A 23,453-nucleotide genomic window follows, 5' to 3' on the forward strand; every position below is an offset into this window, starting at 1 on the left:
CGGACTTCCCGCCCCAAAGCGCCCCGTCATTGAGGCGCAAACACACACGCCAACAACCCAGCCACTTGGAACGATGCACAGGCATCGGCACAGGGACCAATGTGTCGATTTCGCGGTGCTTTTCGGCTTGTCAGGGCGATAGGCCGAGGGCGTAATAACCACAAATCCCATGAGCATCCTGGAAAACGACGTGGAACAAGCCCTGCTCGGCTGGTTCGAGGAATTGGGCTATCAAGCCGTATTCGGTCCCGACATCGCCCACGATGGCAAGCAGCCGGAGCGGGTTTCCTACAAACAGGTCATCCTGGCGGAACGGCTGCGGGCCGTGCTACGCAAGCTCAATCCCAAATTGCCCGCCGCCGCTCTCGACGACGCCCTGTCGCAGGTACTTTCCCCGAACGTGCCGGGCTTGGTATCCACCAACCGCCAATGCCACCGCTGGCTGGTGGGCGGTGTGCCGGTGCAGTATCAACAGGACGGCGAAACCCGTGGCGACCGCGTGCGCTTGATCGATTACGCCAACCCCGCCGCCAACGACTGGTGGGCGGTCAACCAGTTCACCGTGGAAGGCCCGAAGCACACCCGCCGCCCGGACGTGGTGGTGTTCGTCAACGGCATCCCCATCGCCGTGATCGAACTCAAGAACCCCGCCGACGAGAACGCCGACGTGTGGGCCGCGTTCCGCCAGTTGCAAACCTACAAGGACGACATCCCCGACCTGTTCCGCACCAACGAAATCCTCGTCGCCTCCGACCTCATCAACGCCCGCATGGGGTCACTCACCGCCGACGCCGAACGCTTCTCCGCATGGCGCACCATCGATGGCAAGGCGACCGACCCGCTCGGCCCCATGCGCGAATTGGAAACCCTGGTCCGGGGCGTGTTCGATAAAGCCTTGCTGTTGGAATACCTGCGCCACTTCATCCTGTTCGAGGATGACGGGGAAGTCGCCAAGAAAATCGCCGCCTACCACCAGTTCCACGCCGTGCGGGCCGTGGTGCGGCAGGTATTGGAGGCCAGCCAGCCCGGCGGCAACCGCAAGGGCGGTGTGGTCTGGCACACCCAAGGCGCGGGCAAGAGCATCGAAATGAGCTGCCTCGCCGGGAAAATCATGGTGGACCCGGCCATGAAAAACCCCACCCTGGTGGTCATCACCGACCGCAACGACCTGGACGGGCAGTTGTTCGGGGTGTTCGCCAATGCCCCGGAACTGTTGGGCGAGACCCCGATCCAGGCCACCTCCCGCCCGGACCTCCGCGCCAAACTCAACAACCGGCCTTCTGGCGGGATCGTCTTCACCACCATCCAGAAGTTCGTGCCCGGCGAGGACGAGGACAGCTTCCCGGTCCTGACCGAACGCGGGAACGTGGTGGTCATTTGCGACGAGGCCCACCGCAGCCAATACGGCCTCAAGGCCCGCCTCAACAAGGAGACCGGCGCGGTCCAGTACGGCTTCGCCAAATACCTGCGGGATGCCCTGCCCAACGCCACTTTCGTCGCCTTCACCGGCACGCCCATTTCGACTGAGGACAAGGACACCCGCGCCGTGTTCGGCGATTACGTCCACGTCTACGACATCGAACAGGCGGTCAAGGACGGGGCCACCGTGCCCATCTACTACGAATCCCGCCTCGCCAAGCTGGAACTCAACCCCGAGGAAACCCCGAACATCGACGAGGAGGTCGAGGAACTGACCGAGGACGAAGAAGCCTCCGACCAAGCCCGCTTGAAAAGCCGCTGGGCCGCGCTGGAAAAGCTGGCCGGGGCCGAACCCCGCATCAAGCGCATCGCCGCCGACCTCGTGGCCCACTTCGAGCAACGCCTGACGGTGATGGACGGCAAGGCCATGGTCGTGGGCATGAGCCGGGAAATCTGCGTCCACCTGTACGATGCCCTGGTCGCCCTGCGTCCCGAGTGGCACGACGAAGACCCCGAGAAGGGAGCCATCAAAATCGTGATGACCGGCTCGGCGGCGGACAAAGCCTTGCTCAAGCCGCATGTTTATAAACCCCAGGTCAAGAAGCGGCTGGAAAAGCGTTTCAAAGACCCGAACGACCCGCTGAAAATCGTCATCGTGCGCGATATGTGGCTGACCGGCTTCGACGCGCCCTGCCTGCACACGATGTACGTGGACAAGCCGATGCGGGAACACAACCTCATGCAGGCCATCGCCAGGGTCAACCGGGTGTTCAAGGACAAGCCCGGCGGCTTGGTGGTGGACTACATCGGCATCGCCCAGGAGTTGAAGCGGGCGCTCAAGACCTACACCACCAGCCAGGGCCGGGGCCGTCCCACGGTGGACGTGGCGGAAGCCCTGTCCCTGGTCATCGAGAAAATCGACGTGGCGCGGGGAATGCTGCACGGCATCGACTACAGCGCCTTCCTCACCGAGGCGCTGAAATTGTTGCCCATCGCGGTCAACCATGTGCTGGGTTTAAAGGATGGCAAGAAGCGTTTCTCCGACTGCGTGCTGGCCCTCAGCAAAGCCTTCGCCCTGTGCGCCTCGCTGGACGAGGCCGCTGAATACCGGGAGGAAATCGCCTTCTTCCAAGCCATCCGGGCCGTGCTGTCCAAGGGCGACCCTGCCAAGAAGCTGGACGACGACGCCAAGGAACATGCCCTGCGGCAAATCATCTCCAAGGCCGTGGTATCGGACGAGGTGATCGACATCTTCGCCGCCGCTGGCCTGAACAAGCCCGACGTGGGAATACTCTCGGAAACCTTCCTGGAGGATGTGCGGCGCATGAAGGAAAGGAATCTGGCCGTCGAACTGCTGGAGCGCCTGCTGAAGGACGAAATCAAAAGCCGCTTCGCCACCAACGTGGTCCAGAACAAGAAGTTCTCGGAACTGCTGAAGGATTCCCTGACCCGTTACCGGAACCGGGCCATCGAGACCGCCCAGGTCATCGAGGAACTGATCCAGATGGCGAAGGAATTCAACGCCGCCGCCAGCCGGGGGGAGAAGCTGGGACTGAACGCCGACGAACTGGCCTTCTACGATGCCCTGGAAACTAACGAGTCTTCGGTGCGGGAACTCGGGGATGACATCCTGCGGACCATCGCCAGGGAATTGACCGACAAGCTGCGAAAGAACCTGAGCGTGGATTGGTCGGTGCGCGATGCCGTGCGGGCGCGGCTCCGAATCATGGTGAAGACCATCTTGAAGAAGTACAAATACCCGCCCGACAAGCAGGAGGCCGCGACGGAGACGGTGCTGAGGCAGGCGGAAACGCTATCGGCTGCGTGGGTGGAATAGCTTTTCGATTGGAGGGGATAAAACGCAAAAAGCCGGTGTGAACCGGCTTTTACTTTTTTCAAAGCTTGAATCTATTGGTCGGGGAGGCCGCTTGGGCAGTCAAAGCCGATGCCAATTCAGAATCATCAGTATTCAAAAACCGGCTTCAGACTGCTTACATCGTGGTTACACGAAATCAAGACAACATAAAAAATCGATATATTTCAATAGCTTAAAGCTATCTCTTCATCATGTCGAAGAATTCCTGGTTGGTCTTGGTGTCCTTCAGCTTGCCCAGCAGGAATTCGCTGGCCGCCATCTCGTCCATGGGCTGGAGGATTTTGCGGAGGATCCAGCACTTTTGCAGCTCATCCGGCGGCACCAGATATTCCTCGCGGCGGGTGCCGGAACGGTTGATATTGATGGCGGGATAGACACGCTTCTCGGCGATCTTCCGTTCCAGGTGCAATTCGTTGTTGCCGGTGCCCTTGAATTCCTCGTAGATCACCTCGTCCATACGCGAGCCGGTATCGACCAGGGCGGTGGCGATGATGGTGAGGCTGCCGCCTTCCTCGATATTGCGGGCCGCGCCGAAAAAGCGCTTCGGGCGTTCCAGCGCGTTGGCGTCCACGCCGCCGGTCAGCACCTTGCCGGACGACGGAATCACGGTGTTGTAGGCGCGGGCCAGACGGGTGATGGAATCCAGCAAGATCACCACGTCGCGTTTATGCTCGACCAGCCGCTTGGCTTTTTCCAGCACCATTTCCGCCACCTGCACATGCCGCGCCGGGGGTTCGTCGAAGGTGCTGGACACCACCTCGCCCTTGACGCTGCGCTGCATCTCGGTCACTTCCTCCGGGCGCTCGTCGATCAATAGCACGATCAGATAGCACTCGGGGTTCTTCTCGGCGACGGAATGGGCGATGTTCTGCAAGATCATGGTCTTGCCGGCCTTGGGCGGCGACACGATCAAGCCGCGCTGGCCCTTGCCGATGGGGGCCACCAGGTCGATCACGCGGGCGGTGAGGTCTTCGGTGGTGCCGTTGCCGAGTTCGAGTTCCAGGCGTTCCTTGGGGAACAGCGGGGTCAGGTTGGTGAACAGGATTTTGTGCTTGGCGTTCTCCGGCGGCTCGTAGTTGATCTGCTCCACCTTGAGCATGGCGAAATAGCGCTCGTTGTCCTTGGGTGGGCGGATCTTGCCGGAGATGGTGTCGCCGGTGCGGAGGCTGAACCTGCGGATTTGGCTGGGGGAAACATAAATATCGTCCGGCCCCGCCAGGAACGAACTATCCGCCGACCTCAGGAAACCGAAACCATCGGTGAGGATTTCCAGCACGCCGTCGCCGTAAATATCCTCCCCACTCTTGGCCTGTTTCTTCAGGATGGAGAAGATCAAATCCTGTTTGCGGGTCCGGGCCACGCCTTCGATATCGAGGGTCTCGGCGATTTCGATCAGCTCGGAAACAGGCTTACGTTTGAGGTCGGTCAGGTTCATAAATTGAGTTGGGGGTCAAGGGGGTGGAACAAGGGCAAACCCATCGTCTGCGGGAGTGTTCTCGACCGGGGTGTCGAGCCGGAGGAAGCGTGCCGGGGGGCGGCGCGGGCTGGGGGCGGCGAGAGGATGCGGTTCAGGTTAGCATGGTCTGGAAAAACCCGCCCGGCGGGGCCGGTGCGGGTGGATGGAATCCTCAGAGGTTGTCGTGGATGAACTTGGACAGTTGGGACTTGGCCAGGGCGCCGACCTTGGTGGCTTCCACTTCGCCGTTCTTGAACAGGATCAGGGTCGGGATGCCGCGCACGTTGTAGCGCTGCGGGACGAGGTTGTTCTCGTCGACGTTGAGCTTGGCGACGATCAACCGGTCCGCGAAATCCTCGGCGATCTCCTCCAGGATCGGCGCGATCATCTTGCAGGGACCGCACCATTCCGCCCAGAAATCGACCAGGACGGGGGTTTCGGATTTCAATACCTTGTCCTCGAACTCGGCATCGCTCACATAAAGGATGTTATCGCTCACAATGATCTCCACATTGTCGGATGGAAGGGGATGGATTGGGATGGTATCGGGGGCGGCCGCAGGGGGCGGCGCTGGACGGGCTGGCATTTCCTTGCGAGTGGGGCCATTTCAGCCTAAACCCGCCCTAAATGCAAGCCCCGTGTTTCCAGGGGGTTTTTAGTTGAAGAGCTTGATCAGGGTATCGCGGTATTGGCGCGGATCGATATCCAAATACCCCGGCGGACGCACCAGCTTCACTTTATACGGCTGGCCGCGTCCGTCCACCTGTTGCTCCGCCATATCCACCAACCTTTCGACCGGGTTGTGGTCGGGATCGCGCACCACCAGGATACGGGGACGCAGGCGCTGGCCCGGATTGGTTTCCAGCACCAAGGCCACATCCCCGTTGCTCAGCTCGACGATGCTGCCGGGCGGATAGGTGCCGAGGCAGGCCAGGAAGCGCTCGACCAGCTTGGCGTCGAACTTGTTCGACTTCGCCTTCTTATTCAGCAGCATGATGGCGTCGAGGTGGGTGCGGGCCGGGCGGTAGGGACGCTCGCTGGTGACATCGTCGTAGGTCTCGACGATGCTGACGATCTTGGTGTGGAGATTCAATTGCACATCGTGCAGGCCGCGGGGATAGCCGGAACCATCGACATGCTCGTGATGGCAATAAGCCACATCGACCGCGCCAGCATAGACATTGCGGGCCGACATCAGGATATCCCGGCCCAGCTTGGGATGTTGGCGTAGGATCGCCTGCTCTTCGGCGTTGAGCCGGCCGGGTTTGTTCAGGAGGCTGTCGGCGATGGAAATCTTGCCAACATCGTGCAGAAGGCCGCAGGTGCCGAGTCCTTCCAGCGCTTTCGGCGACAAACCGAGATAGCGGCCCAGGAGGATGGAGAACACGCAGACATTGAAGGCGTGCTGGCTGGACTGCTCACCCTTGTTGCGGATCTGGGCCATATAGAGCATGGCGTCGGGGTTGCGGAGGATGCTGGCGACGCACTCCGACACCGCCGATTGTCCCAATTGCACATCCACGCTCTGGCCGAAGCGGATATCGTCGATGAAGGATTTGAGGAGGCTGGAGGTCTGTTCACGGGTGGATTCGGCGGCTTGGATTTCCTGGTCGAAGCTGGCCGATTTGCCGGCCCTGGAAAACGGCTCCCGGATTTCGTCCAGCACCATATGGACCACATGGGTGCGGTGCATGTCGATATAGACATACTCGCAATATTGCGTGACCGCCTGGATATCGGCGGGACTGGCCAGCTCGAAACCCTCGAACAAGAACGGGGTTTCGCTCCAAGGTCGGTCCAGTTCGCAAACATACATGCCAAGACGCAAGTCTTTGGCGCGGATTTTGACTCGTTCGGTATTGCTCATCGTTCCATCCGAAGGGCCGGACGGTACCCGGGCCTGGATTTGTTTGGCTTTGGCAGGATCGCAACCCTGCGGATTGGGTGGACCATCCTGGGGAGATACCCGGACATATATCATTTACTATACATACTTCGGGATTCCACCGCCCAGCACTTTCAATGCCAAGCTAGGATGACCTTCCGCCGTATAGTAACCTACCCTGGCCCTGGCAGGAACGTGGATGTCAATGCCTCAAAAAAATACACCCGTTAAATTTTTAACCAGTATCCCCGGTCCGATCCCGATCCTCCAAGGCGGCATCCTACTCCCCACCTTTTTTACGGCTGTTATAGCGATGTTCCAAGAACTTCAGGTAAGTGGCGTAGGATTCGCTCACCATGATGCGGGTGTTCAATTCGGCATCGCGGAATTTCCGCAGCTCCAACTGATGCCGCACCGAGCGCCGCCATAGGCATTGAACGCCGAAATAACCCAGCACCCCGCCGAGGTTCATCAAGATGAAGCAGCCCAGCAAGAACGGGGCACCCAATTCCAAAACCTTCTCGATGCTGAACAGCTCGGAGAATTGATCGAAGCCGAAGGAATCCATCCCCATGGCCAGCGTCCCTACCTTATAGGCCAAATAATACATGGGCAACCAGGTCAGGGGATTGGTGATCCAGACCAGGGCCACGGCGATGGGCAGATTGGCATTGAAATAGATGGCCAGCACGGCGGCGATGACCTGCTGCCAGGGCAAAGGCGGGGTATACATCGCCCAAAAACCGATGGCGAAGGCGCGGGCCACGGAATGACGGTTCAAATGCCAGAGGTTGGGCGAATGCAGCTTATCCCCCAGGAACTCCAAGGCCTTGATTTCTTTTATTTTTTTAGGGTCCGGCAAATAGCGTTTCAAAAGCTTCTTGGGCATCGGGGGCCGCCTGTGTGTAGGTTGTGTGAAAAGTCGCAAGGCGGGCCATTTTACGGATTAGAAATTGAAAGTTGAACGATCTTTTACCTTGCCCGCGCCCGCCACGGTCCGGCTCGCCACCGGATTCGCGCTGGGCGTGGCGGCGGTGCAATGCCTGCCGGAACTACCCGCCGCCTGGACGTTATGGCTTCCCGCCGCATTGTTGGCGCTGGGCTGGCGGCGGGGCCGGCCCTTTTGGGGGGCGCTGGCCCTGGGCTTGATCTGGGCTTATGGCCATGGCGCGGCCCGCCTCGCCGAACACCTCCCTCCGGCCACGGAGCGCCAGACCGCCATCATCGAAGGCGTGATCCTGGATATCCCCAGCCCGCAGGAACGTGGTGTGCGCTTCGATTTCGCCGTGGACCGCCTCCTCGAACCCGGTGCCACCGACGGCTGGCCCCGCCGCCTGCGGCTGAGCTGGTACGACGCCCCCGCCGCCGCACCCCAGGCCGGGGAACGCTGGCGCTTCCGGGTCAAACTGCGCCCGCCGCGTGGACTCGCCAATCCCGGCGGCTTCGATTACGAGCTATGGCTGTTCGAGCAAGGCATCCGCGCCATCGGCTATGTCCGCAAATCCGCCGACAACCGGCGGCTGGACGATGGCGGCGGGCGCTGGCTGTCGCCACGGGCCTGGCGCGGGGCGATCCACGAACGGATCGCGGCCAGCCTCGCCGGGAGTCCGGTGCTGGGTCTGGTAGAAGCCCTGGCCCTGGGCGTGGACGACGCCATTACCCAGCCGCAATGGCGGGTCTTGCGCCGCACCGGCACCTTGCACCTTATCGCCGTGTCCGGTTCCCATATCGGCGGGATCGCGGGCCTGGTCTTCTTCGTCACACAAAGGCTGTGCGCCCGGCCCGGCCTCGTCCGCTGGCCGCCGCCTAGCGTCGCCGCCGTGGCCGGCATGGCGAGCGCCCTGCTCTATTCCGCCCTGGCCGGATTCTCCATCCCCACCCAACGCGCCTTGATCATGGTCGCCATCGCCATGGGCGCGGTGTTGGCCCGCCGCCATCCGAACCCGGTCCATATCCTGGCCCTGGCCTTGCTGGCGGTGCTGCTCCACGACCCGATGGCGGTGCTGGCGGCGGGATTCTGGCTGTCTTTCGGAGCGGTGGCGCTGATCGCCTACGGGGTTTCCGGGCGGATCGCGGCACCGCGCCGGTTTTGGGCGACAATGCTCACAATCAACCTTTATACCGCACTGGGGTTGGCTCCGTTATTGTTGCTGTTCTTCGGGCAAATCTCGCTGGTGTCGCCGCTCGCCAACCTGCTGGCGGTGCCGGTCCTGGGCGCCTTGTTGGTGCCGCTGTGCCTCGTGGGCGCGGGGCTGGCACTGGTGTTCCCCCTGGCGGGAACGGCCGCGCTCAAGCTGGCCGCGACGGTGCTGACCCTGTTCTGGCCGGTGCTGGATGGGCTGTCTGAAGTCCCATGGGCGCAATGGAGCCGGGCCGAACCGCCGCCCTGGACCTTGTTCCCGGCCCTGTTGGGCGCGGTCTGGCTGTTGGTGCCGCGCGGCCTCCCGGCCCGCTGGCTGGGCCTCGTGCTATGGCTGCCCGCCTTGACCGCCCGCATCGAACGCCCCGCGCCGGGGGAATTCCTGCTGACCCTGCTGGACGTAGGCCAGGGCTTGGCGGCGGTGGTGGAAACCCGCCATAAAACCCTGGTCTTCGACACCGGACCCCGCCTCGGCCCGGAATTCGATATGGGCGCGGCGGTAGTCGAACCCTATCTGCGCTGGCGCGGCATCGATACCGTGGACACCCTGGTCGTGAGCCATGGCGACAACGACCATATCGGCGGGGCGCATTCCGTGCTGGCCTTGCTCAAGGTCCGCGCCGCTTACAGCAGCGTGCCGGAACGCCTGCCTGAATTCCCGGCGATCCCGTGCCGGGCGGGCCAGTCCTGGTCCTGGGACGGCGTGGAATTCGCGATGCTCGGCCCCCTGGCCCGCAGTCCCAAGGACAACGACAATTCCTGCGTGCTACGGGTCGGCGGCGCCCATGGCAGCGTCCTTTTGACCGGGGATATCGAACGCGCCGCCGAAACCCTCCTGGTCGAACGCCACGGCGCGGCGCTGGGCAGCGACATCCTGGTCGCCCCGCACCATGGCAGCAAAACCTCGTCCAGCCCCGGTTTCCTGGCGGCGGTGCGGCCCCGGTGGGTGCTGATCCCGGCGGGCTATCTCAACCCTTTCGGCCATCCCCATCCCACGGTGCTGGCCCGCTACTCAGGACTCGGGGCGGAAATATCGAACACCGCCGCCACCGGGGCCCTCCTGTTCTGGACCGGCGGCGAACCCCGGCTCGCAAGCCAGCGTCGGACGCATCGGCATTATTGGCACGAACCCTAGCTAGAATGTACCGGGCTGTTAGGGTACGCTGACCGCCTACACCGATGCGCGAATAACGCGGGACCAGCGGCAACGATGGCCGGGCGCGGCAACCCGGCCTGGAACCGCATGGAAAACCCCGCCGGGATTCCGATCCAACACCACCACGCAACAGCAACTTCTCTCGATAGGCAGCCATGAACTCATTGTCGTTATTGCTGCAAGGCGGAATGCAGCTTTCCCTGATTTCCGTGACGTTCGCCGCCAAGATCGTACAGGTGCTTTGGGTGAAACCCGCCGAATTCGTCGATACCCTGGCCGATTGCCTCCCCAATCCACCCCACGCCGCCGACGCCGCCCTGACCCTCGCGGTCGCCAAGGCCGCGGCCGCGGTCGATGATTGGGAGGTCCGCAAAGCCGCGCAACGCGCCATCCAAATCGTGGTGCAAAAGCGTCCCGCCCTGGCCGACGGCGTGCTGGACACGGCGAAAACCGCCGTCATGGACAAGCATGGGGAAGTGCGCGAAGCGGCGCGGATCGCGCTGGAAACCATCATCAAGCAGCGCCCCGACCTGGCCGACAGCGGCATGGCCAAGGCCGTCGCCAGGGTCGCCGCCACCCACGGGCAATGGGACACCCGCAAAGCCGCTCAGCAAACCCTGGGGCTGATCCTCGACAAGAATCCCGAACTGGCCGAGACCGTGCTGGCCGTCACCAAGACCGCCGCCCAGGAAGGCCAGGACGAAATCCGCGAGGCGGCGCAACAGACCTTGGAATTGATCGTCAAGAAACGCCCGGAACTGGCCGACGACAGCCTCGCCCTGGTCGCGGCCCAAGCCGCCGGACAGGAGGACGAGTGGTACATCCGCAAAGCCGCCTTGCAGACCCTGGCGACGATCCTGGACAAGCGGCCCGATCTGGCCGGGGTGGTCCTGGGGACGGCGCGGAAGCTGGAAAAGGAAGGTTCGGGCCATGCGCGGGCGGTGCAGCAAATGTTGGAACTCATCTTCGCCAAACGGCCCGACCTGCAGGCCTCGTAGCCCGGAGGAATCCGGGAAGACATATCCCGCCCACCGCCCATAAAAAAACGCCGGTCGAACCGGCGTTTTCCATATCGGGGAAGGCGGGTGGCGCTAATCCAACAACACCCCGCCCGCCTTGAGCAGGGCCAGCACGGCCTCGGCATCGTCGGTCGCGGCCACGATCTGTTCCGGCGTGGCGGCTGCGGGCGCGGCTTCCACCGCGCAAATACAAACCACACCGGCCCGGTTGACCTGCCCGGCGATGAACGCCGCCTGCCCGGCCAAGCCTTCGTCGTCCAATACCACCGCCGCATGGCCGGTATCGAACAACTTGCGCTCAATGGCATAGGCGGTTTCGACCCGCCGCGGGCCGGTCAGCCACAAGGTCGCGGCCTTCTGGCCGAAACGGGCGGCGCGTTCCTCCGCCGTGACGCGGCGGGCCGTATCGGACTCGTCGGCCCGGCCCACGATCATGCCCGCGCCGATGGTGACATTACTCAACCGGTCGATGACGATGAAGGCGCCGGTGCCCTTCGCCAGCGCATAGGGATCGAAAGCGACGGGAGCGCTCAGAGCCACTTCGCACAAGGCGATTTCATTCAGGTTGAGTTGGTCCGCCGGGTGCTGTTCCAAGGTGTTGACATCGATCCGGTGCAGGATTTGCGGGATCGAACCCGTCACGGTGCGGGTGGTCTGCTTCAAGGTGTATTGCTTGCCCGGCACCATCGGCGCTTCGGTCATCCACACGATATGGGCCTTGAAGCGGGTATCCAGGGCTGGTAGGTCGTCGGGCCGGACCAGCATATCGCCCCGGCTCACGTCGATCTCGTCGGCCAAGGTGAGGGTCACGGCCTGGGGCGGGAACGCCTGTTCCAACTCGCCGTCGTAGGTGACGATGGACGTGATGCGGCTGGTCTTGCGCGAAGGCAGGGCCATGACCTCGTCGCCCTTCTTGAACACGCCCGCCGCCACCGTGCCGCTATAGCCACGGAAATCCAGATGGGGACGGTTGACGTATTGCACGGGGAAACGCGCGTTCCGGTAGTTCTGGTCCTTGGCGATCTCGATGGAATCCAGCAGGTCCATCAAGCCCTCGCCCTGGTACCACGGCATCTTCTCGCTGCGATGCACCACGTTGTCGCCCTTGAGCGCGGACAGCGGGATGCAGCGCACATCGTGGATATTCAAACTCTCGACGAAGGCCAGATAATCGGCCCGGATTCGTTCGAACACCGCCTCGGAATAATCCACCAAGTCCATCTTGTTGATGGCGACCACCACATGCTTGATGCCCAGCAAGGACACGATGAAGCTATGGCGCTTGGTCTGGGTCTGCACGCCGTTGCGGGCGTCCACCAGGATGATGGCGAGGTCGCAGGTCGAAGCCCCGGTCGCCATGTTGCGGGTGTACTGCTCGTGGCCGGGGGTGTCGGCGATGATGAACTTGCGCTTGGCGGTGGAGAAATAGCGGTAGGCCACGTCGATGGTGATGCCCTGCTCGCGCTCGGCCTGGAGCCCGTCCATCAGGAGGGCAGGGTCGAAATCGTCGCCGGTGGTGCCGTACTTGGCGCTGTCCTTCTGGATGGCGGCGATCTGGTCCACGTAGATCATCTTGGAATCGTACAACAGCCGCCCGATCAGGGTGCTTTTGCCGTCGTCCACATTGCCGCAGGTCAAAAAGCGCAGCAGTTCCTTGCGCTCGTGCTGGGCCAGGTACTCGAAAATATCGGTGGCGATCAAATCGGATTGGTGCGACATCAGAAATAGCCCTCTTTCTTCTTCTTCTCCATGGAAGCGGACTGGTCGTGGTCGATGACCCGGCCCTGGCGCTCGGACGTGGTGGTGAGCAGCATTTCCTGGATGATGTCTGGGAGGGTCGCCGCCGTGGATTCCACCGCGCCGGTCAAGGGGTAACAGCCCAAAGTGCGGAACCGCACCCTCTTCATTTCCGGCTCTTCGCCGGGCTCCAAGGGCATACGCTCGTCGTCCACCATGATGAGGACGCCGTTGCGCTCCACTACCGGGCGCTCCGCCGCGTAGTACAAGGGCACGATGGGGATGTTTTCCAGATAGATGTATTGCCAGATATCCAGTTCGGTCCAGTTGGAGAGCGGGAACACCCGGATGCTCTCGCCCTTGTTGACCTTGCCGTTGAAGATATTCCACAGTTCCGGGCGCTGGTTCTTGGGGTCCCAGCGGTGGTTCTGGTCGCGGAACGAATAGACCCGCTCCTTGGCGCGGGATTTTTCCTCGTCGCGGCGGGCACCGCCGAAGGCCGCGTCGAACTGGTATTGGTTCAAGGCTTGTTTCAAGCCTTCGGTTTTCATGATATCGGTGTGCTTCTCGCTGCCGTGGGTGAAGGGACCGATGCCCTGGGCGATGCCGTCGGGGTTGATATGGACGATCAAATCCAGGCCCAGATCATGCGCCATGCGGTCGCGGAAGGTGATCATGTCCTTGAATTTCCAGGTGGTATCGACGTGCAGCAAGGGGAACGGCGGCTTGCCTGGATAGAAAGCCTTCATGGCCAAATGCAGCATGACCGCCGAATCCTTGCCGATGGAATACAGCATGACGGGTCGGTCGAATTCGGCCGCGACTTCGCGGATGATGTGGATGCTCTCGGCTTCCAACTGCTTCAGATGGGTGAGGGTGTATTCGTTCATCGAGAATTGGGAGGTATGCGGATGCGGTGACTATATTGGAGGCGGGAACGGGGTCCAATGGTAACACAAAGCGCGTGCCTTGCAGTTTGAGGCCCGCCCCCGCCAAGCCGGATTCCAGTATGGCTTGGACCGGCCCAATCCAGGCCCGGCCTAACGCAACCGATGGCTATAGACACCCACCCCTCCGCTATCGTGGACAACCCTGCCCCGCCCGGCAGGCTTGCGCCCACTTCCCCCGCGCCACGAAACTTCCGCGACTCCCCGGAAGTCCCAGCACTCAAGGCACCCGCGGCCCTGTCCGTGCGGACCGCCCAAGGACATTCCGGGCGATACGCCCGCCCCCGCGCCAGGAGGCCACCCCTATGAATCCCCTGCTGAAATTGATCGCGCATGGTCTGGTCCATGCTCAACAGTATGGTTTGGCCGTTCCGCGCGGCCTTGGCCAGTTCGGCCCGCGCAAACGGCTCCATCACCACCGCCGTCTCCAGTAACGGATTCTTCAACAAGCGCCTCAGCCATTGCTCGCGCATGTCCTGCCGGTCCGTTCCACCGTGTTCGGCGTCCGCCCCTCGATCATCGCTCCCACCACCAGCGCCAGTTTCCGGACCACCGTTTTGCGTAATCCAGGAAGAACCTGTTCCAGTCCACGCCGCACTTCCTCGGCCAGTTTCTTTACCGTTCCCATCGCTTCATTGGTCAAAATTTGTTCCGGCCCTCAAGACTACCCGAAAACTGATAGGTGATGAGGGAACGGCAGTAACTCGTCGATACGGCTGTTGGGCCAGGCGGGAAGTTTTGCGAGGGTGTCCCGCAGCCAGGCGGCGGGGTCGAGCCCGTTGAGTTTGGCGGTGCCGAGCAGGGTCTGGATGGCGGCGGCGCGTTGGCCGGCCCGTTCGGAACCGGAGAACAACCAATTCTTTTTCCCGACGGCGATGGGGCGGATGGCGTTCTCCACTGGATTGTTATCCACGGGCAAATCGCCGGTCTCGGCATAGCGGACGAGGGCGGGCCAGCGTTTCAGGGTGTAGTCCAGCGCCTTGGCGGCCCCGGTGCCCGGGGCAGTGCGGGCGCGGGTCTCGGCCAGCCAGGCGCGCAGGGACTCCAACGCTTGGTGTGAATTGATTTGGCCGAATCCAACGCCCGGACGGAGAGTACGGGGGCGCGGAAGACTCTGAATCCCATCTGGATTCGGAGCACGGCGATGATCGATTTCGAGACCTTCCTGACCGCCCTGTACGTCTTCGTCGAAGACTTCTGCAAAAGCCGGTGGGCACCGGAAAGATCGCGGGGCGCACCGGCGGGGTTGACGCGGAGCGAGGTGGTGACCCTGGCCATCGCGGGTCAGTGGGAATGCTTTGGGAGCGAACGCGGCTTCTACCGCTACGCGCAGCGGCACCTGCGAGGGGCTTTTCCCCGGCTGCCCGACCGCAGCCAGTTCAACCGGCTGATCCGCCTGGCCCAGGACGACATCGCCGCCAGTTTCCGCTGCCTGGCGGAGGTTTTGCGCGAACCCGCCGACCTGTTCGAGGCCCTGGACGGCACGGCGGCACCGACCCGCGACGCCAAGCGCCGGGGGTTGGGATGGCTTCCCGGCCTGGCGGACATCGGCTGGAGCAACCGCCTGGGGTGGTTCGAGGGCTTCCACTTGCTGCTGGCGGTCGGCCCGGCCGGCGTCGTCACCGGTTTCGGATTCGCCCCGGCCAGCGCCAAGGACCAGCCCATGGCGGAAACCTTCTTCGCGGCGCGCCACCGGGCCGACGCCCGCCTGCCGACGGTGGGCCTGTCCGCCGACGTCCCCTACGTGACCGACAAGGGGTTCGAGGGCGAGGATTGGCACGCGCACTGGCGCGAGGACTATGGGGCGGAGGTAATCACCCCGCCCAAGCGGAACAGCCGCAAACCCTGGTCCCGCGCTTGGCGCCGTTGGTTGGCCGGTATTCGCCAGGTGGTCGAGACCGTGAATGGCAGTTTGCATCACATGTTCCGCCTGGACCGGGAACAGCCCCACGAGCTCGGCGGGTTCGCCGCCCGGATCACCGCCAAGATGGCGCTCCATAATTTCTGCATCTGGCTGAACCGGAAACTTGGAAGGCCTTCTTTGGCGTTCGTCGAATTGATCAGTTGGTGAAATTGAAATCACACCAAGCGTTCCAGTTCCGGCAGGGCGCGTTCGGCCCGCAGCCGCTGGCGGGCCGGGATGTCCAGCGACCGGGCCTCGGCTTCGACGGCGTAGAGCTGGCCGATGCGCCGCAACGCCTCCCCGGCCATGGGGCTTTGGTTGGCTTGGTGGAGTTCGAAGAACTTGCGCCGCGCATGGGCCCAGCAGCCCAGTTCGACGCAGGGCGGGGCCGCTTCCCGTTCCGGGGCGAACAGCGCCTTGTACCCGGCATAGTCGTCGACCCGCAGGTGGCCTTGCCAGGTGCCGAGGAACGCCCGCGCGTGCTCGCCGCCCCGGCCCGGCCGGTAGTCGAACACGACGATCCGGGGCCCCGGTTCCAGGTCGTTGCTGCGGTAGGCCCAGAGGTAGGCCTTCTTGGTCTTGCCGCTGCCGGGGTCGAGTTGCGCCACCGGGGTTTCGTCGGCGTGGAGCATGCCGCCCCGGCGCAGGTGCCAGGCGAGCCGGTCCGCCAGGGGTTGCAGGGCCACGCCGAGGCGGCCCACCCAGTCGGCCAGGGTCGAGCGCGACAGGACCACCCCGTCGCGGGCGGCGATCTGTTCCAGGCGGTACAGGGGGAGGTGGTCGACGTGCTTGCCGATCAGCACCCAGGCCAGCAAGCCCACCGCCGCCAGGCCGCCGTCGATGACGGCGGGCGGCACCGGGGCGGCGGCGACGGTTTCGCAGGGGCGGCAGGCGTATTGGGGCCGGATGTGGCGGTGGACGAAGAACCGGGCCGGTTCGACGTCCAGTTGCTCGGTGACGTCCTCGCCGATAGCGGGGACATTGGCAGGCCTCCGGTTCGTGGCGGTGCTCGATCCTCGGCCACCCAGCGCGCCGATACCGTCGCGGGAATATCCAACCGGACATCCCGGGCCACCCGCAGGACCAGGGCCGGCATTTCCACGGCGCTGGCGGCCGGGGCCACCCGGACGGGAATCAATCCAAGGCCGGACGGCTCCCCGGCGGGGGCTTCCCGCTTCACCCAGCCCGAGAAGGTCTTGGGGTTCACGCCCCGTTGACGGCAATACTCGGCCTGGCTCAACCCGCTCTTCCTCCACGCCTCGACGTGGACCTCCGGCAAATCCCGCTTCTTCATCCCGCTCCTCCAACAAAAGGCCCAAGGGTGTCGCGGTTTAACCAGGGCGTCCATGTGGGAGGGTTGGAGGCTTACGACCTTGCAGGTCCGGCGCTGCGTGAACCCGGATTGCGCGCTTTACCACCAAGCTTACCGTCCCGAGGAGGAAGGCCGGCTGGCGCTGCCGCACCACGAGTTCGGGCTGGACGTGATCGCGTGGATCGGCGCGTGCCGGTACCGGGAATCCCGCAGCCTGCCGGAGATCCACCGGGGGTTGGTGGAGCGCGGGGTCCAGGTGGCGGCGCGCACGGTCGATGGACTGCTCCATCGCTACAAGGAACTGGTGAGTGTGGCGCTCGGGGAGCCGGCCCGGCGGCGGTTGCGCGGACAAGGGCGGTTGATCCTGGCGTTGGACGGCTTGCAGCCGGACAAGGGCCATGAGGCAGCCCTTTCAAAGTGGTTTACCCGGTTGGCGAAATCGGGTTATGTAAGTCCCTGATTTTGCTGTGGCCCATGTCGCCGTTGGTGGCGTCCTACGCTTCGACACAGAAAAACGGCCTTTTCAACCCATTGATTTAGAAGGGCTATTTTTTCACTTTGAAAGGGCTGGGGCCATGAGGTGCTATGGGTGGTGCGGGAGGTTTTGTCGGGTGAAATCCTGGCGGCGCGCAGCCTGCTGAGCTCTTGCCGGGAGGAACTGGCCGGCCTGCTCCGCGAATCCCTGGCGGGGGTGCCGCACCAACCCTGCCAGTTCCACTATCTGCGGGAGGCGGGCCGTCCGATCTGGGAGGCCGACCGCCACGCCCGGAAGGAACTGGGCAAGCGGGTGCGGGACGGGTGCGGGACGTGCGCGCCATCGAGCGCCAGGCCGAGGACCGCGCCGATCCCGAAGCCGACATCGTCCTGGGTTATTGCGCGGCGGTTCGCGGCGCGCTCGGCGACGGTGGCCAGCCGCCGCTGCGGCCCGGCGGCCTGCTGTTGCGGGAGCGCCTCGGCGCCATCGAGGCCAGCCTGGACCGGGCGGCCCCAAAAGTCGCCCAAGGCTGGCTGGAAGAGGCGGCGGCCATCCTGGCCAACCCCGACGGTACCGACAGCGCCGGGGTGCGGACCCGGTACGACCGGTTGTTGACCGATATCCGGGACGAGGCCTCGCCCACGCTCCCCCCTGCGGCAGATGGCCGCGCAATTCATCAAGGTCACGGCCAGCTACGGCGCGCAGATCTTCGCCTGCTACGACGTGCCGGGCTTGCCCCGCACCGGCAACGACCTCATGGGCAACCGGACATCGTCAACACCGACCAAGGCTCCCAGTTCACCAGCGGGGAGTTCATCAAGGCGCTGACCGACCGGAACATCCGCATCAGCATGGGCGGCAAGGGTTCCTGGCGCGACAACGCCTTCGTCGAGCGCCTCTGGCGGACGGTGAAGTACGAGGAGGTTTACCTCAAGGCCTACGACTCGGTCCGGGAAGCCCGCGAATCCATCGGGCGATACCTGGATTTCTACAATACCCGGCGACCCCATTCGAGCCTGGACAGCCAAACCCCGGATGAGGTCTACTTTAAATCCCGACCGGCCCTTCCCAGGGCCGCTTAACCCAGCAGGGCATCCACTTATCCCGGCTTAAATTCTGTTCAAACAACCGGGGCCACCTCTATGCCCTTTGCCGTCGTGCAAGCCGGGGCCAACGTACACGACAGCCGCTTGGTGACTGTCACGGTCGAGGCGGCCGTGATCGCGGCACCCGCCGGCACCCAGCAAGGACCCCGGCATCTTTGCCTGGACAAGGGTTATGGGTACGAGCGGGTTGAGCGGGAGGTTGCGGGATTGGGCTACGTTCCCCACATTCGCAAGATCGGCGAGGAAAAACGCCCCGGCTCCGCGGAAACACACCCCGCTCGGCGGTGGGTGGTGGAGCGGACATTCGCTTGGCTCAAGGGCTTCCGGGCCATCCGAACCCGCTACACCTGCCGTGGAGCCAATTATTTGGCCCTTCTTCAATTCGCCTGCGCCCTAATCCTTGAAAGACGGATCAAGGCCAACTCCGCGTAAGCAGCTTATGTGCCGGATATCCTCTAATGGGCCGACCCTAGACGCCGAACCGGCCCGACCGCCTTCCCGCCTCACCCTCCTTCAAGCCAAATGAGGGTAAGCCAGAGGGTGAGAACACCCCGCAAACGAAAAAGGCCCACCCCCGAGAAGGGGATAAGCCTTTGATAAATATGGTGCCCCGAATACGATTCGAACGTACGACCTTCCCCTTAGGAGGGGGACGCTCTATCCTACTGAGCTACCGGGGCGGAGGAAAAGAGGCGGCTATTCTAGCACCTCAGTCGCCGGATTGCTCCCCCTGGCCACCTTTCCAACGCCCACCCCACCGCGCTCCACCCGAACGGAGGCACTCCATGATCCGGAAGCTCCTCATCGCCAACCGCAGTGAAATCTTAAACGCTTGGTGTGATTTCAATTTCACCAACTGATCAATTCGACGAACGCCAAAGAAGGCCTTCCAAGTTTCCGGTTCAGCCAGATGCAGAAATTATGGAGCGCCATCTTGGCGGTGATCCGGGCGGCGAACCCGCCGAGTTATAGTGGACCCCGTTTTCCGGACAGTCATTTAAGATGGTGACGGTGGAGAAACCGGAGTCAAAAGTGAGCGAGAAGAAACGCAAGCTGAGCTGGTTGTATTGCAGCGAGCCGAGCGCCTGCTGGGTCTGGGGATAGAAGCCGCCGATGGCGACACCAAGCTGCGCCCGCGCTTCCAAGACCCGCACCCCGGCCACCTGGAGCGGCAGGTTTTGCCGGTAGGCGGCTTCGACCAAACGATCCAAGACCGGGTCTTTGAACACCCGCCACCACAGCTTGGAAGGGTCGGCCTGGGCAGCAAGGCGCGGATCGGCGGCCAGGGACCAATTGGGAGCGACCGCCACCGCCGGACGCTGGTAATCGGGACCGAGCTTGGCGCAGCCGCCCAGCGCCAGCATAACCGCCAGCGTCCATCGGCATAAGCACCGCCCGCCGTGGCTTTCCATCCCCACCTCCGATAGCGCAATGCTCCATTCACACTTGGGACCGCCCGGCCCGAGTTTACACCCATGGCGGACGCGGGCGCGAACCGCATAAACCCCCATCCTCGCGGCGGAATCCGCCAATCCACCGGCCCGGACCCAGGCTTTTTCCGCCACCGCCCGCCCTCTCGGCCCGGCCCGATCCGTGTTGTCCGCCTAAATGAAAGCCAATATCATTTGAAACCCATTCCACATCCGTGATAAGCCTTTCTCCCCAATCCGATTCATCCTTATGAGATCAAACCTTCCGGCCCGCCTCGTCCTCCTGCTGTTGAGCCTCGCCATCGGCCCCGCCACAGCCGCCACCCGCCACTATTACCTCGCCGCCGAGGAAATCCTCTGGGACTACGCCCCGTCCTACCCGGTCAATCCCATGCACAACGGCCCCTTCACCGACGCCGAGAAAACCTTCGTCGAGGGCAACAAGACCGACCGCATCGGTAGGCAGTACTACAAAGCCCATTACGTGGAATACACCGACGCCAGTTTCACCCAGGTCAAGCCGCGCCCGCCGGAATGGCAACACCTGGGGATACTCGGCCCCGTGATCCGCGCCAATGTCGGCGACACCCTCAAGGTCACGCTGAAGAACCACACCGCCAGCCTGCCCATCTCCCTGCATCCCCATGGCGTGTTCTACCTCAAAAACAGCGAGGGCACCCATTACGAGGATGGCACTTCCGGCCAGGACAAGCTCGACGACGAAATCCAACCCGGCGCCAGCCACACCTATACCTGGGAAGTCCCGGAACGCTCCGGTCCCGGCCCGCACGATCCCAGTTCCATCGTCTGGCTCTACCATTCCCATGTGAACGAGGTGGCCGACACCAATACCGGCTTGATCGGACCCATCATCATTTCGCGGCGCGGCGAATTGCAGCCCAATGGCCGCTTGAAGGGCATCGACCGCGAGTTCGTGGTGTTGTTCACCGTGTTCGACGAGAACAAGAGCCTGCTGCTGGACAAGAACATCCAAAGCTTCGCCCCCGCCGCCGCCGACAAGCAAGAGGACGAGGCATTCGTCGAGAGCAACCTGATGCACAGCATGAACGGCTATGTCTATACCAACCTGGCCGGCATCAGCATGACCGTGGGCGAAAACGTCCGCTGGTATCAACTCGCCCTCGGTACCGAGGTCGATCTCCACACCCCCCATTGGCATGGCAACACCCTGATGGAAACCGGCCGCCGGGTGGATGTCTTGAACCTTTTGCCCGGCACCCATATCACTGTGGATATGCGGCCCGATAATCCGGGGATTTGGATGTACCACTGCCATGTGAACGACCACATCGACGCCGGCATGATGGCGAATTACGAGGTGAAACCCCGGCGCAAATAACGCCCAAGGCAGGCGGCATCCAACCGCAGCGCACCGCGCGGTGGGCGGATCACCGCGCCCCAACCCCAGGAGTAGCGCCATGAAAAAGCACCTGCGCAATTTCGAGCAAGCCAAGGATGTGTTGGATTACGGGATCGACCTGCACGGCCAGCTGGGCGCTTTGTACCACGCGCTGGGCCGGCACAGCGACCAGGACCGGGCCAAGCTGGTACTGGACTATCTCGGCCACCACGAGCGCGAGCGCGGCCAAGCCCTGCGGCGTTTCGAGCAGATTCCCGATGTCAACGGCCTGGACGTTTGGCTACAATTCGCGCCCAACCCGGACATCGAGCGCCTATTGGCGGATTGCGCGGTCCGGCCCGATGCGTCGGTGGACGATATCGTGGACATCGCCATGCGCTTCGACGCGGCTTTGATCGAGATTTACCAGGAAGCGTCCCGGCAAGCAGAGAGCACCCCGGCCAAGGGTTTGTTCGACCATCTGGTGGACATGGCAACCCAGGAACGGCAACGCTTCGTCCGCGATGTCGAATGGGTCCAGGATATTTGAGCGACGCCCCCACCCACCCGATAGGAGATTTGCAACGATGCCCCAACCGCGTTTGCCCGGAACGCCATCCGTCCTGCTGGGCGCCGCCCTCCTGGCCGCCTGCGCCACGCCGCCCCCACCCGCCCCCAGCGCCCCGCCCAAACCGCTATCCGCCGAACAAATCTTCCGCGAAAGCCAAGGCATGGCCCAACTCGGCCAGCGCCACAAAGAGGGCGAGGAAATGGTACGGCAAGGCCAGCAAATGGTGCGCGACGCCCAGACCCAGGAAGCGGAAGGCCAGCGCCTGATCGACGCGGGCCGGAAGATCATCCAGGAAAGCGAACAGGGCTACGACGCGCTGAGGAAATAAGCCTCGGTGGCCTGGAAGCTTGCCATCCTTGGACGCCGGGTTGTGGCATCCCTGCCGAAACGACGGCCTTTCCCGCCAAAATCGCCGTTCGCGACCGGGTCGGGTCCGGGTCCGCCCCCCGCATGATAGCTCCCGCCCGGTTGTGCTAGCCTGTGTTCCATCCCCAATCCAAAGGAGTACCCCGATGGCCATACCGCAACCTATCGCGAAACTGGATTTCGAGGACTATCTGGCCTGGGAAACGGCCCAAGCCGAAAAACATGAATTCGTACGCGGCGAAATCTTCGCCATGACCGGGGCGCGACGATCCCATGTCGCCGTATCGCTCAATATCGCGGCGGCGCTCAAGCGCCATCTACGCGGCGGTTCCTGCCGGGTGTACATGGCCGATATGAAATTGCGGGTCGAAGCGGCGGACACCGCGTTCTATCCCGATGTGCTGGTCACTTGCGACCGCCGCGACCATGCCGCCGAGTTGTTCATGCGCCATCCCTCGTTGGTGGTCGAGGTGCTGTCGGAATCGACCGCCGCCTACGACCGGGGCGGCAAATTCGCCGCCTACCGCCAACTCGACAGCCTCAAGGAATACGTGGTGGTCGATATCGAAGCGCGGCGGGTGGAATGCTTCCGGCGCGACGCCGAGCGGCGCTGGGTGCTGTACGACTACAGCGGGGTGGATGCGGCTTGCGAATTCGCCAGCCTCGATTGCTGGCTACCCCTGGCCGAAGTCTTCGAGGATGTGGACGCCGCCGATGAGGCCGCCCCGGAGTAGCCCCATGCCCGCCAAAGCCCCCCACCACGCCCGCATCGCCAGCCACACTCCAGGCCGCCTGCGGGTGAAACTCGCCCGCAACCGCTCCGATAGCGCCACCTTGGACCGGATCAAAACCGACCTCGAAGCCTGTCCGGGCGTGGCCGGGGTGGGCGTCAATCCGGCCAGCGGCAGCCTCACCGTCCGCTACGACCCCAAGCGCCATTCCACCGCCGGGATATTGGGCGTGTTGGAGGATGTCGATGTGCTGATCGATAGCCTGACCGATATTCCCGGCCTCGCCACCCACACCCCCAGCGTCGGTGTGGCTATCGACGATTTGAGCGCCCGACTATCGCGGCGGCTGGGATTTCCCATCGATCTCCGGGTAGTGTTGCCGCTGTTGTTCGTGGGGGCGGGAACCTGGTCGATCCTGCGCCACGGGCTCATGCTGAACAAGGTGCCGGGCTGGATGTTGCTATGGCTGGGCTTCGATTTGTTCGTGAAAGCCCATCCGTCCGACCGGGCCAGGAGCGGCGAACCCTGAATCCCCGGTGACGGCGCAGGACCGGACAATGATCC

General features: G+C 63.3%; 20 protein-coding genes, 1 tRNA gene and 4 pseudogenes. 13 read left to right on the plus strand and 12 right to left on the minus strand.

The genetic code is table 11. From position 1 onward, the window contains the following. Positions 1–169 precede the first annotated feature (169 nt). Positions 170–3,256 carry a type I restriction endonuclease subunit R gene (locus B9N93_RS17050; RefSeq protein WP_176225303.1) on the plus strand — a complete coding sequence of 1,029 codons (3,087 nt, stop codon included), beginning with the start codon at positions 170–172 and terminating at the stop codon, positions 3,254–3,256. Between the two features lie 217 nt (positions 3,257–3,473). Here B9N93_RS17050 and rho read toward each other — a convergent pair whose 3' ends face one another. From rho to B9N93_RS17070, 4 genes are all read right to left on the minus strand, one after another. After that, a complete protein-coding gene (rho, locus tag B9N93_RS17055; protein ID WP_085215446.1) occupies positions 3,474–4,730 on the minus strand; it encodes a transcription termination factor Rho in 1,257 nt (418 codons plus the stop codon). A gap of 193 nt (positions 4,731–4,923) precedes the next feature. Next, a complete protein-coding gene (gene trxA / locus B9N93_RS17060; protein WP_085215447.1) occupies positions 4,924–5,250 on the minus strand; it encodes a thioredoxin TrxA in 327 nt (108 codons plus the stop codon). Between the two features lie 156 nt (positions 5,251–5,406). Further along, complete coding sequence (locus tag B9N93_RS17065; protein WP_176225304.1) at positions 5,407–6,618, minus strand: HD-GYP domain-containing protein; 1,212 nt, start codon at positions 6,616–6,618, stop codon at positions 5,407–5,409. Positions 6,619–6,916: 298 nt separating this feature from the next. After that, a complete protein-coding gene (locus tag B9N93_RS17070; protein WP_085215449.1) occupies positions 6,917–7,525 on the minus strand; it encodes a DUF2062 domain-containing protein in 609 nt (202 codons plus the stop codon). A gap of 64 nt (positions 7,526–7,589) precedes the next feature. On the opposite strand from B9N93_RS17070, the gene B9N93_RS17075 reads away from it, so the two are divergent. Together B9N93_RS17075 and B9N93_RS17080 are read left to right on the plus strand one after the other, a co-directional pair. Next, positions 7,590–9,911: a DNA internalization-related competence protein ComEC/Rec2 gene (locus B9N93_RS17075; RefSeq protein ID WP_085215450.1), complete on the plus strand. Its 2,322-nt coding sequence runs from the start codon at positions 7,590–7,592 to the stop codon at positions 9,909–9,911. A gap of 176 nt (positions 9,912–10,087) precedes the next feature. Further along, positions 10,088–10,930 (plus strand): hypothetical protein, encoded by an 843-nt coding sequence (locus B9N93_RS17080; RefSeq protein ID WP_125469040.1) that lies wholly within the window; start codon positions 10,088–10,090, stop codon positions 10,928–10,930. 93 nt (positions 10,931–11,023) lie between these two features. Here B9N93_RS17080 and cysN read toward each other — a convergent pair whose 3' ends face one another. Both cysN and cysD read right to left on the minus strand, forming a co-directional pair. Beyond that, the gene (gene cysN, locus B9N93_RS17085; protein WP_085215452.1) at positions 11,024–12,670 is read right to left on the minus strand and encodes a sulfate adenylyltransferase subunit CysN; all 1,647 of its coding nucleotides are present in this window, start codon (positions 12,668–12,670) and stop codon (positions 11,024–11,026) included. Next, entirely contained in the window at positions 12,670–13,578 is a 909-nt protein-coding gene (gene cysD, locus B9N93_RS17090) for a sulfate adenylyltransferase subunit CysD (RefSeq protein WP_085215453.1), read from the minus strand. The genes cysN and cysD overlap by 1 nt, the downstream gene beginning before the upstream one ends. 362 nt (positions 13,579–13,940) lie before the next feature. Here cysD and B9N93_RS26425 point away from each other — a divergent pair, with 362 nt between their 5' ends. Then, positions 13,941–14,069 carry a hypothetical protein gene (locus B9N93_RS26425; protein WP_254899416.1) on the plus strand — a complete coding sequence of 43 codons (129 nt, stop codon included), beginning with the start codon at positions 13,941–13,943 and terminating at the stop codon, positions 14,067–14,069. A gap of 20 nt (positions 14,070–14,089) precedes the next feature. On the opposite strand, the gene B9N93_RS26430 is transcribed toward B9N93_RS26425, so the two are convergent. After that, positions 14,090–14,278: a hypothetical protein gene (locus B9N93_RS26430; protein WP_254899417.1), complete on the minus strand. Its 189-nt coding sequence runs from the start codon at positions 14,276–14,278 to the stop codon at positions 14,090–14,092. A gap of 21 nt (positions 14,279–14,299) precedes the next feature. Further along, positions 14,300–14,695: pseudogene (locus B9N93_RS17100) on the minus strand (IS66 family transposase); the annotation flags it as partial. An 84-nt stretch (positions 14,696–14,779) separates the two neighbouring features. Here B9N93_RS17100 and B9N93_RS17105 point away from each other — a divergent pair. Beyond that, positions 14,780–15,706 (plus strand): transposase, encoded by a 927-nt coding sequence (locus tag B9N93_RS17105; RefSeq protein WP_217807315.1) that lies wholly within the window; start codon positions 14,780–14,782, stop codon positions 15,704–15,706. 14 nt (positions 15,707–15,720) lie between these two features. Here the strand turns inward: B9N93_RS17105 and tnpC are convergent. Then, positions 15,721–16,585, minus strand: a pseudogene (tnpC, locus tag B9N93_RS17110) (IS66 family transposase); the annotation flags it as partial. A gap of 16 nt (positions 16,586–16,601) precedes the next feature. Then, positions 16,602–16,886, minus strand: a pseudogene (gene tnpA / locus B9N93_RS27000) (IS66 family insertion sequence element accessory protein TnpA); the annotation flags it as partial. Positions 16,887–16,929: 43 nt separating this feature from the next. Between tnpA and B9N93_RS25620 the strand changes: the two are divergent. The 3 genes and pseudogenes from B9N93_RS25620 to B9N93_RS17130 all read left to right on the plus strand — a co-directional run bounded on the left by B9N93_RS25620 (position 16,930) and on the right by B9N93_RS17130 (position 18,863). Further along, complete coding sequence (locus B9N93_RS25620; RefSeq protein WP_176225305.1) at positions 16,930–17,310, plus strand: hypothetical protein; 381 nt, start codon at positions 16,930–16,932, stop codon at positions 17,308–17,310. Positions 17,311–18,080: 770 nt separating this feature from the next. Next, a pseudogene (locus B9N93_RS24900) lies at positions 18,081–18,407 on the plus strand (transposase); the annotation flags it as partial. 60 nt (positions 18,408–18,467) lie between these two features. Next, positions 18,468–18,863, plus strand: coding sequence for a transposase (locus tag B9N93_RS17130; RefSeq protein WP_085215457.1), 396 nt, complete (start codon positions 18,468–18,470; stop codon positions 18,861–18,863). A 171-nt stretch (positions 18,864–19,034) separates the two neighbouring features. Here B9N93_RS17130 and B9N93_RS17135 read toward each other — a convergent pair. Continuing rightward, positions 19,035–19,111: transfer RNA gene (locus B9N93_RS17135), tRNA-Arg, on the minus strand. 222 nt (positions 19,112–19,333) lie between these two features. After that, complete coding sequence (locus B9N93_RS17140) at positions 19,334–19,795, minus strand: hypothetical protein (protein ID WP_085215458.1); 462 nt, start codon at positions 19,793–19,795, stop codon at positions 19,334–19,336. Positions 19,796–20,111: 316 nt separating this feature from the next. Here B9N93_RS17140 and B9N93_RS17145 point away from each other — a divergent pair, with 316 nt between their 5' ends. The 5 genes from B9N93_RS17145 to B9N93_RS17165 all read left to right on the plus strand — a co-directional run bounded on the left by B9N93_RS17145 (position 20,112) and on the right by B9N93_RS17165 (position 23,418). After that, entirely contained in the window at positions 20,112–21,221 is a 1,110-nt protein-coding gene (locus B9N93_RS17145) for a multicopper oxidase domain-containing protein (RefSeq protein ID WP_085215459.1), read from the plus strand. 79 nt (positions 21,222–21,300) lie between these two features. After that, on the plus strand, positions 21,301–21,771 hold the full coding sequence (locus B9N93_RS17150; protein ID WP_085215460.1) for a ferritin family protein: 471 nt from the start codon (positions 21,301–21,303) through the stop codon (positions 21,769–21,771). 37 nt (positions 21,772–21,808) lie between these two features. After that, positions 21,809–22,120, plus strand: coding sequence for a hypothetical protein (locus B9N93_RS17155; protein WP_085215461.1), 312 nt, complete (start codon positions 21,809–21,811; stop codon positions 22,118–22,120). Positions 22,121–22,304: 184 nt separating this feature from the next. Further along, complete coding sequence (locus B9N93_RS17160) at positions 22,305–22,892, plus strand: Uma2 family endonuclease (RefSeq protein ID WP_085215462.1); 588 nt, start codon at positions 22,305–22,307, stop codon at positions 22,890–22,892. A gap of 4 nt (positions 22,893–22,896) precedes the next feature. After that, positions 22,897–23,418 (plus strand): HMA2 domain-containing protein, encoded by a 522-nt coding sequence (locus B9N93_RS17165; RefSeq protein WP_085215463.1) that lies wholly within the window; start codon positions 22,897–22,899, stop codon positions 23,416–23,418. The last annotated feature ends 35 nt before the right edge of the window (positions 23,419–23,453 follow it).

The sequence above is a fragment of the Methylomagnum ishizawai genome (assembly GCF_900155475.1).
GTDB lineage: Bacteria > Pseudomonadota > Gammaproteobacteria > Methylococcales > Methylococcaceae > Methylomagnum > Methylomagnum ishizawai_A.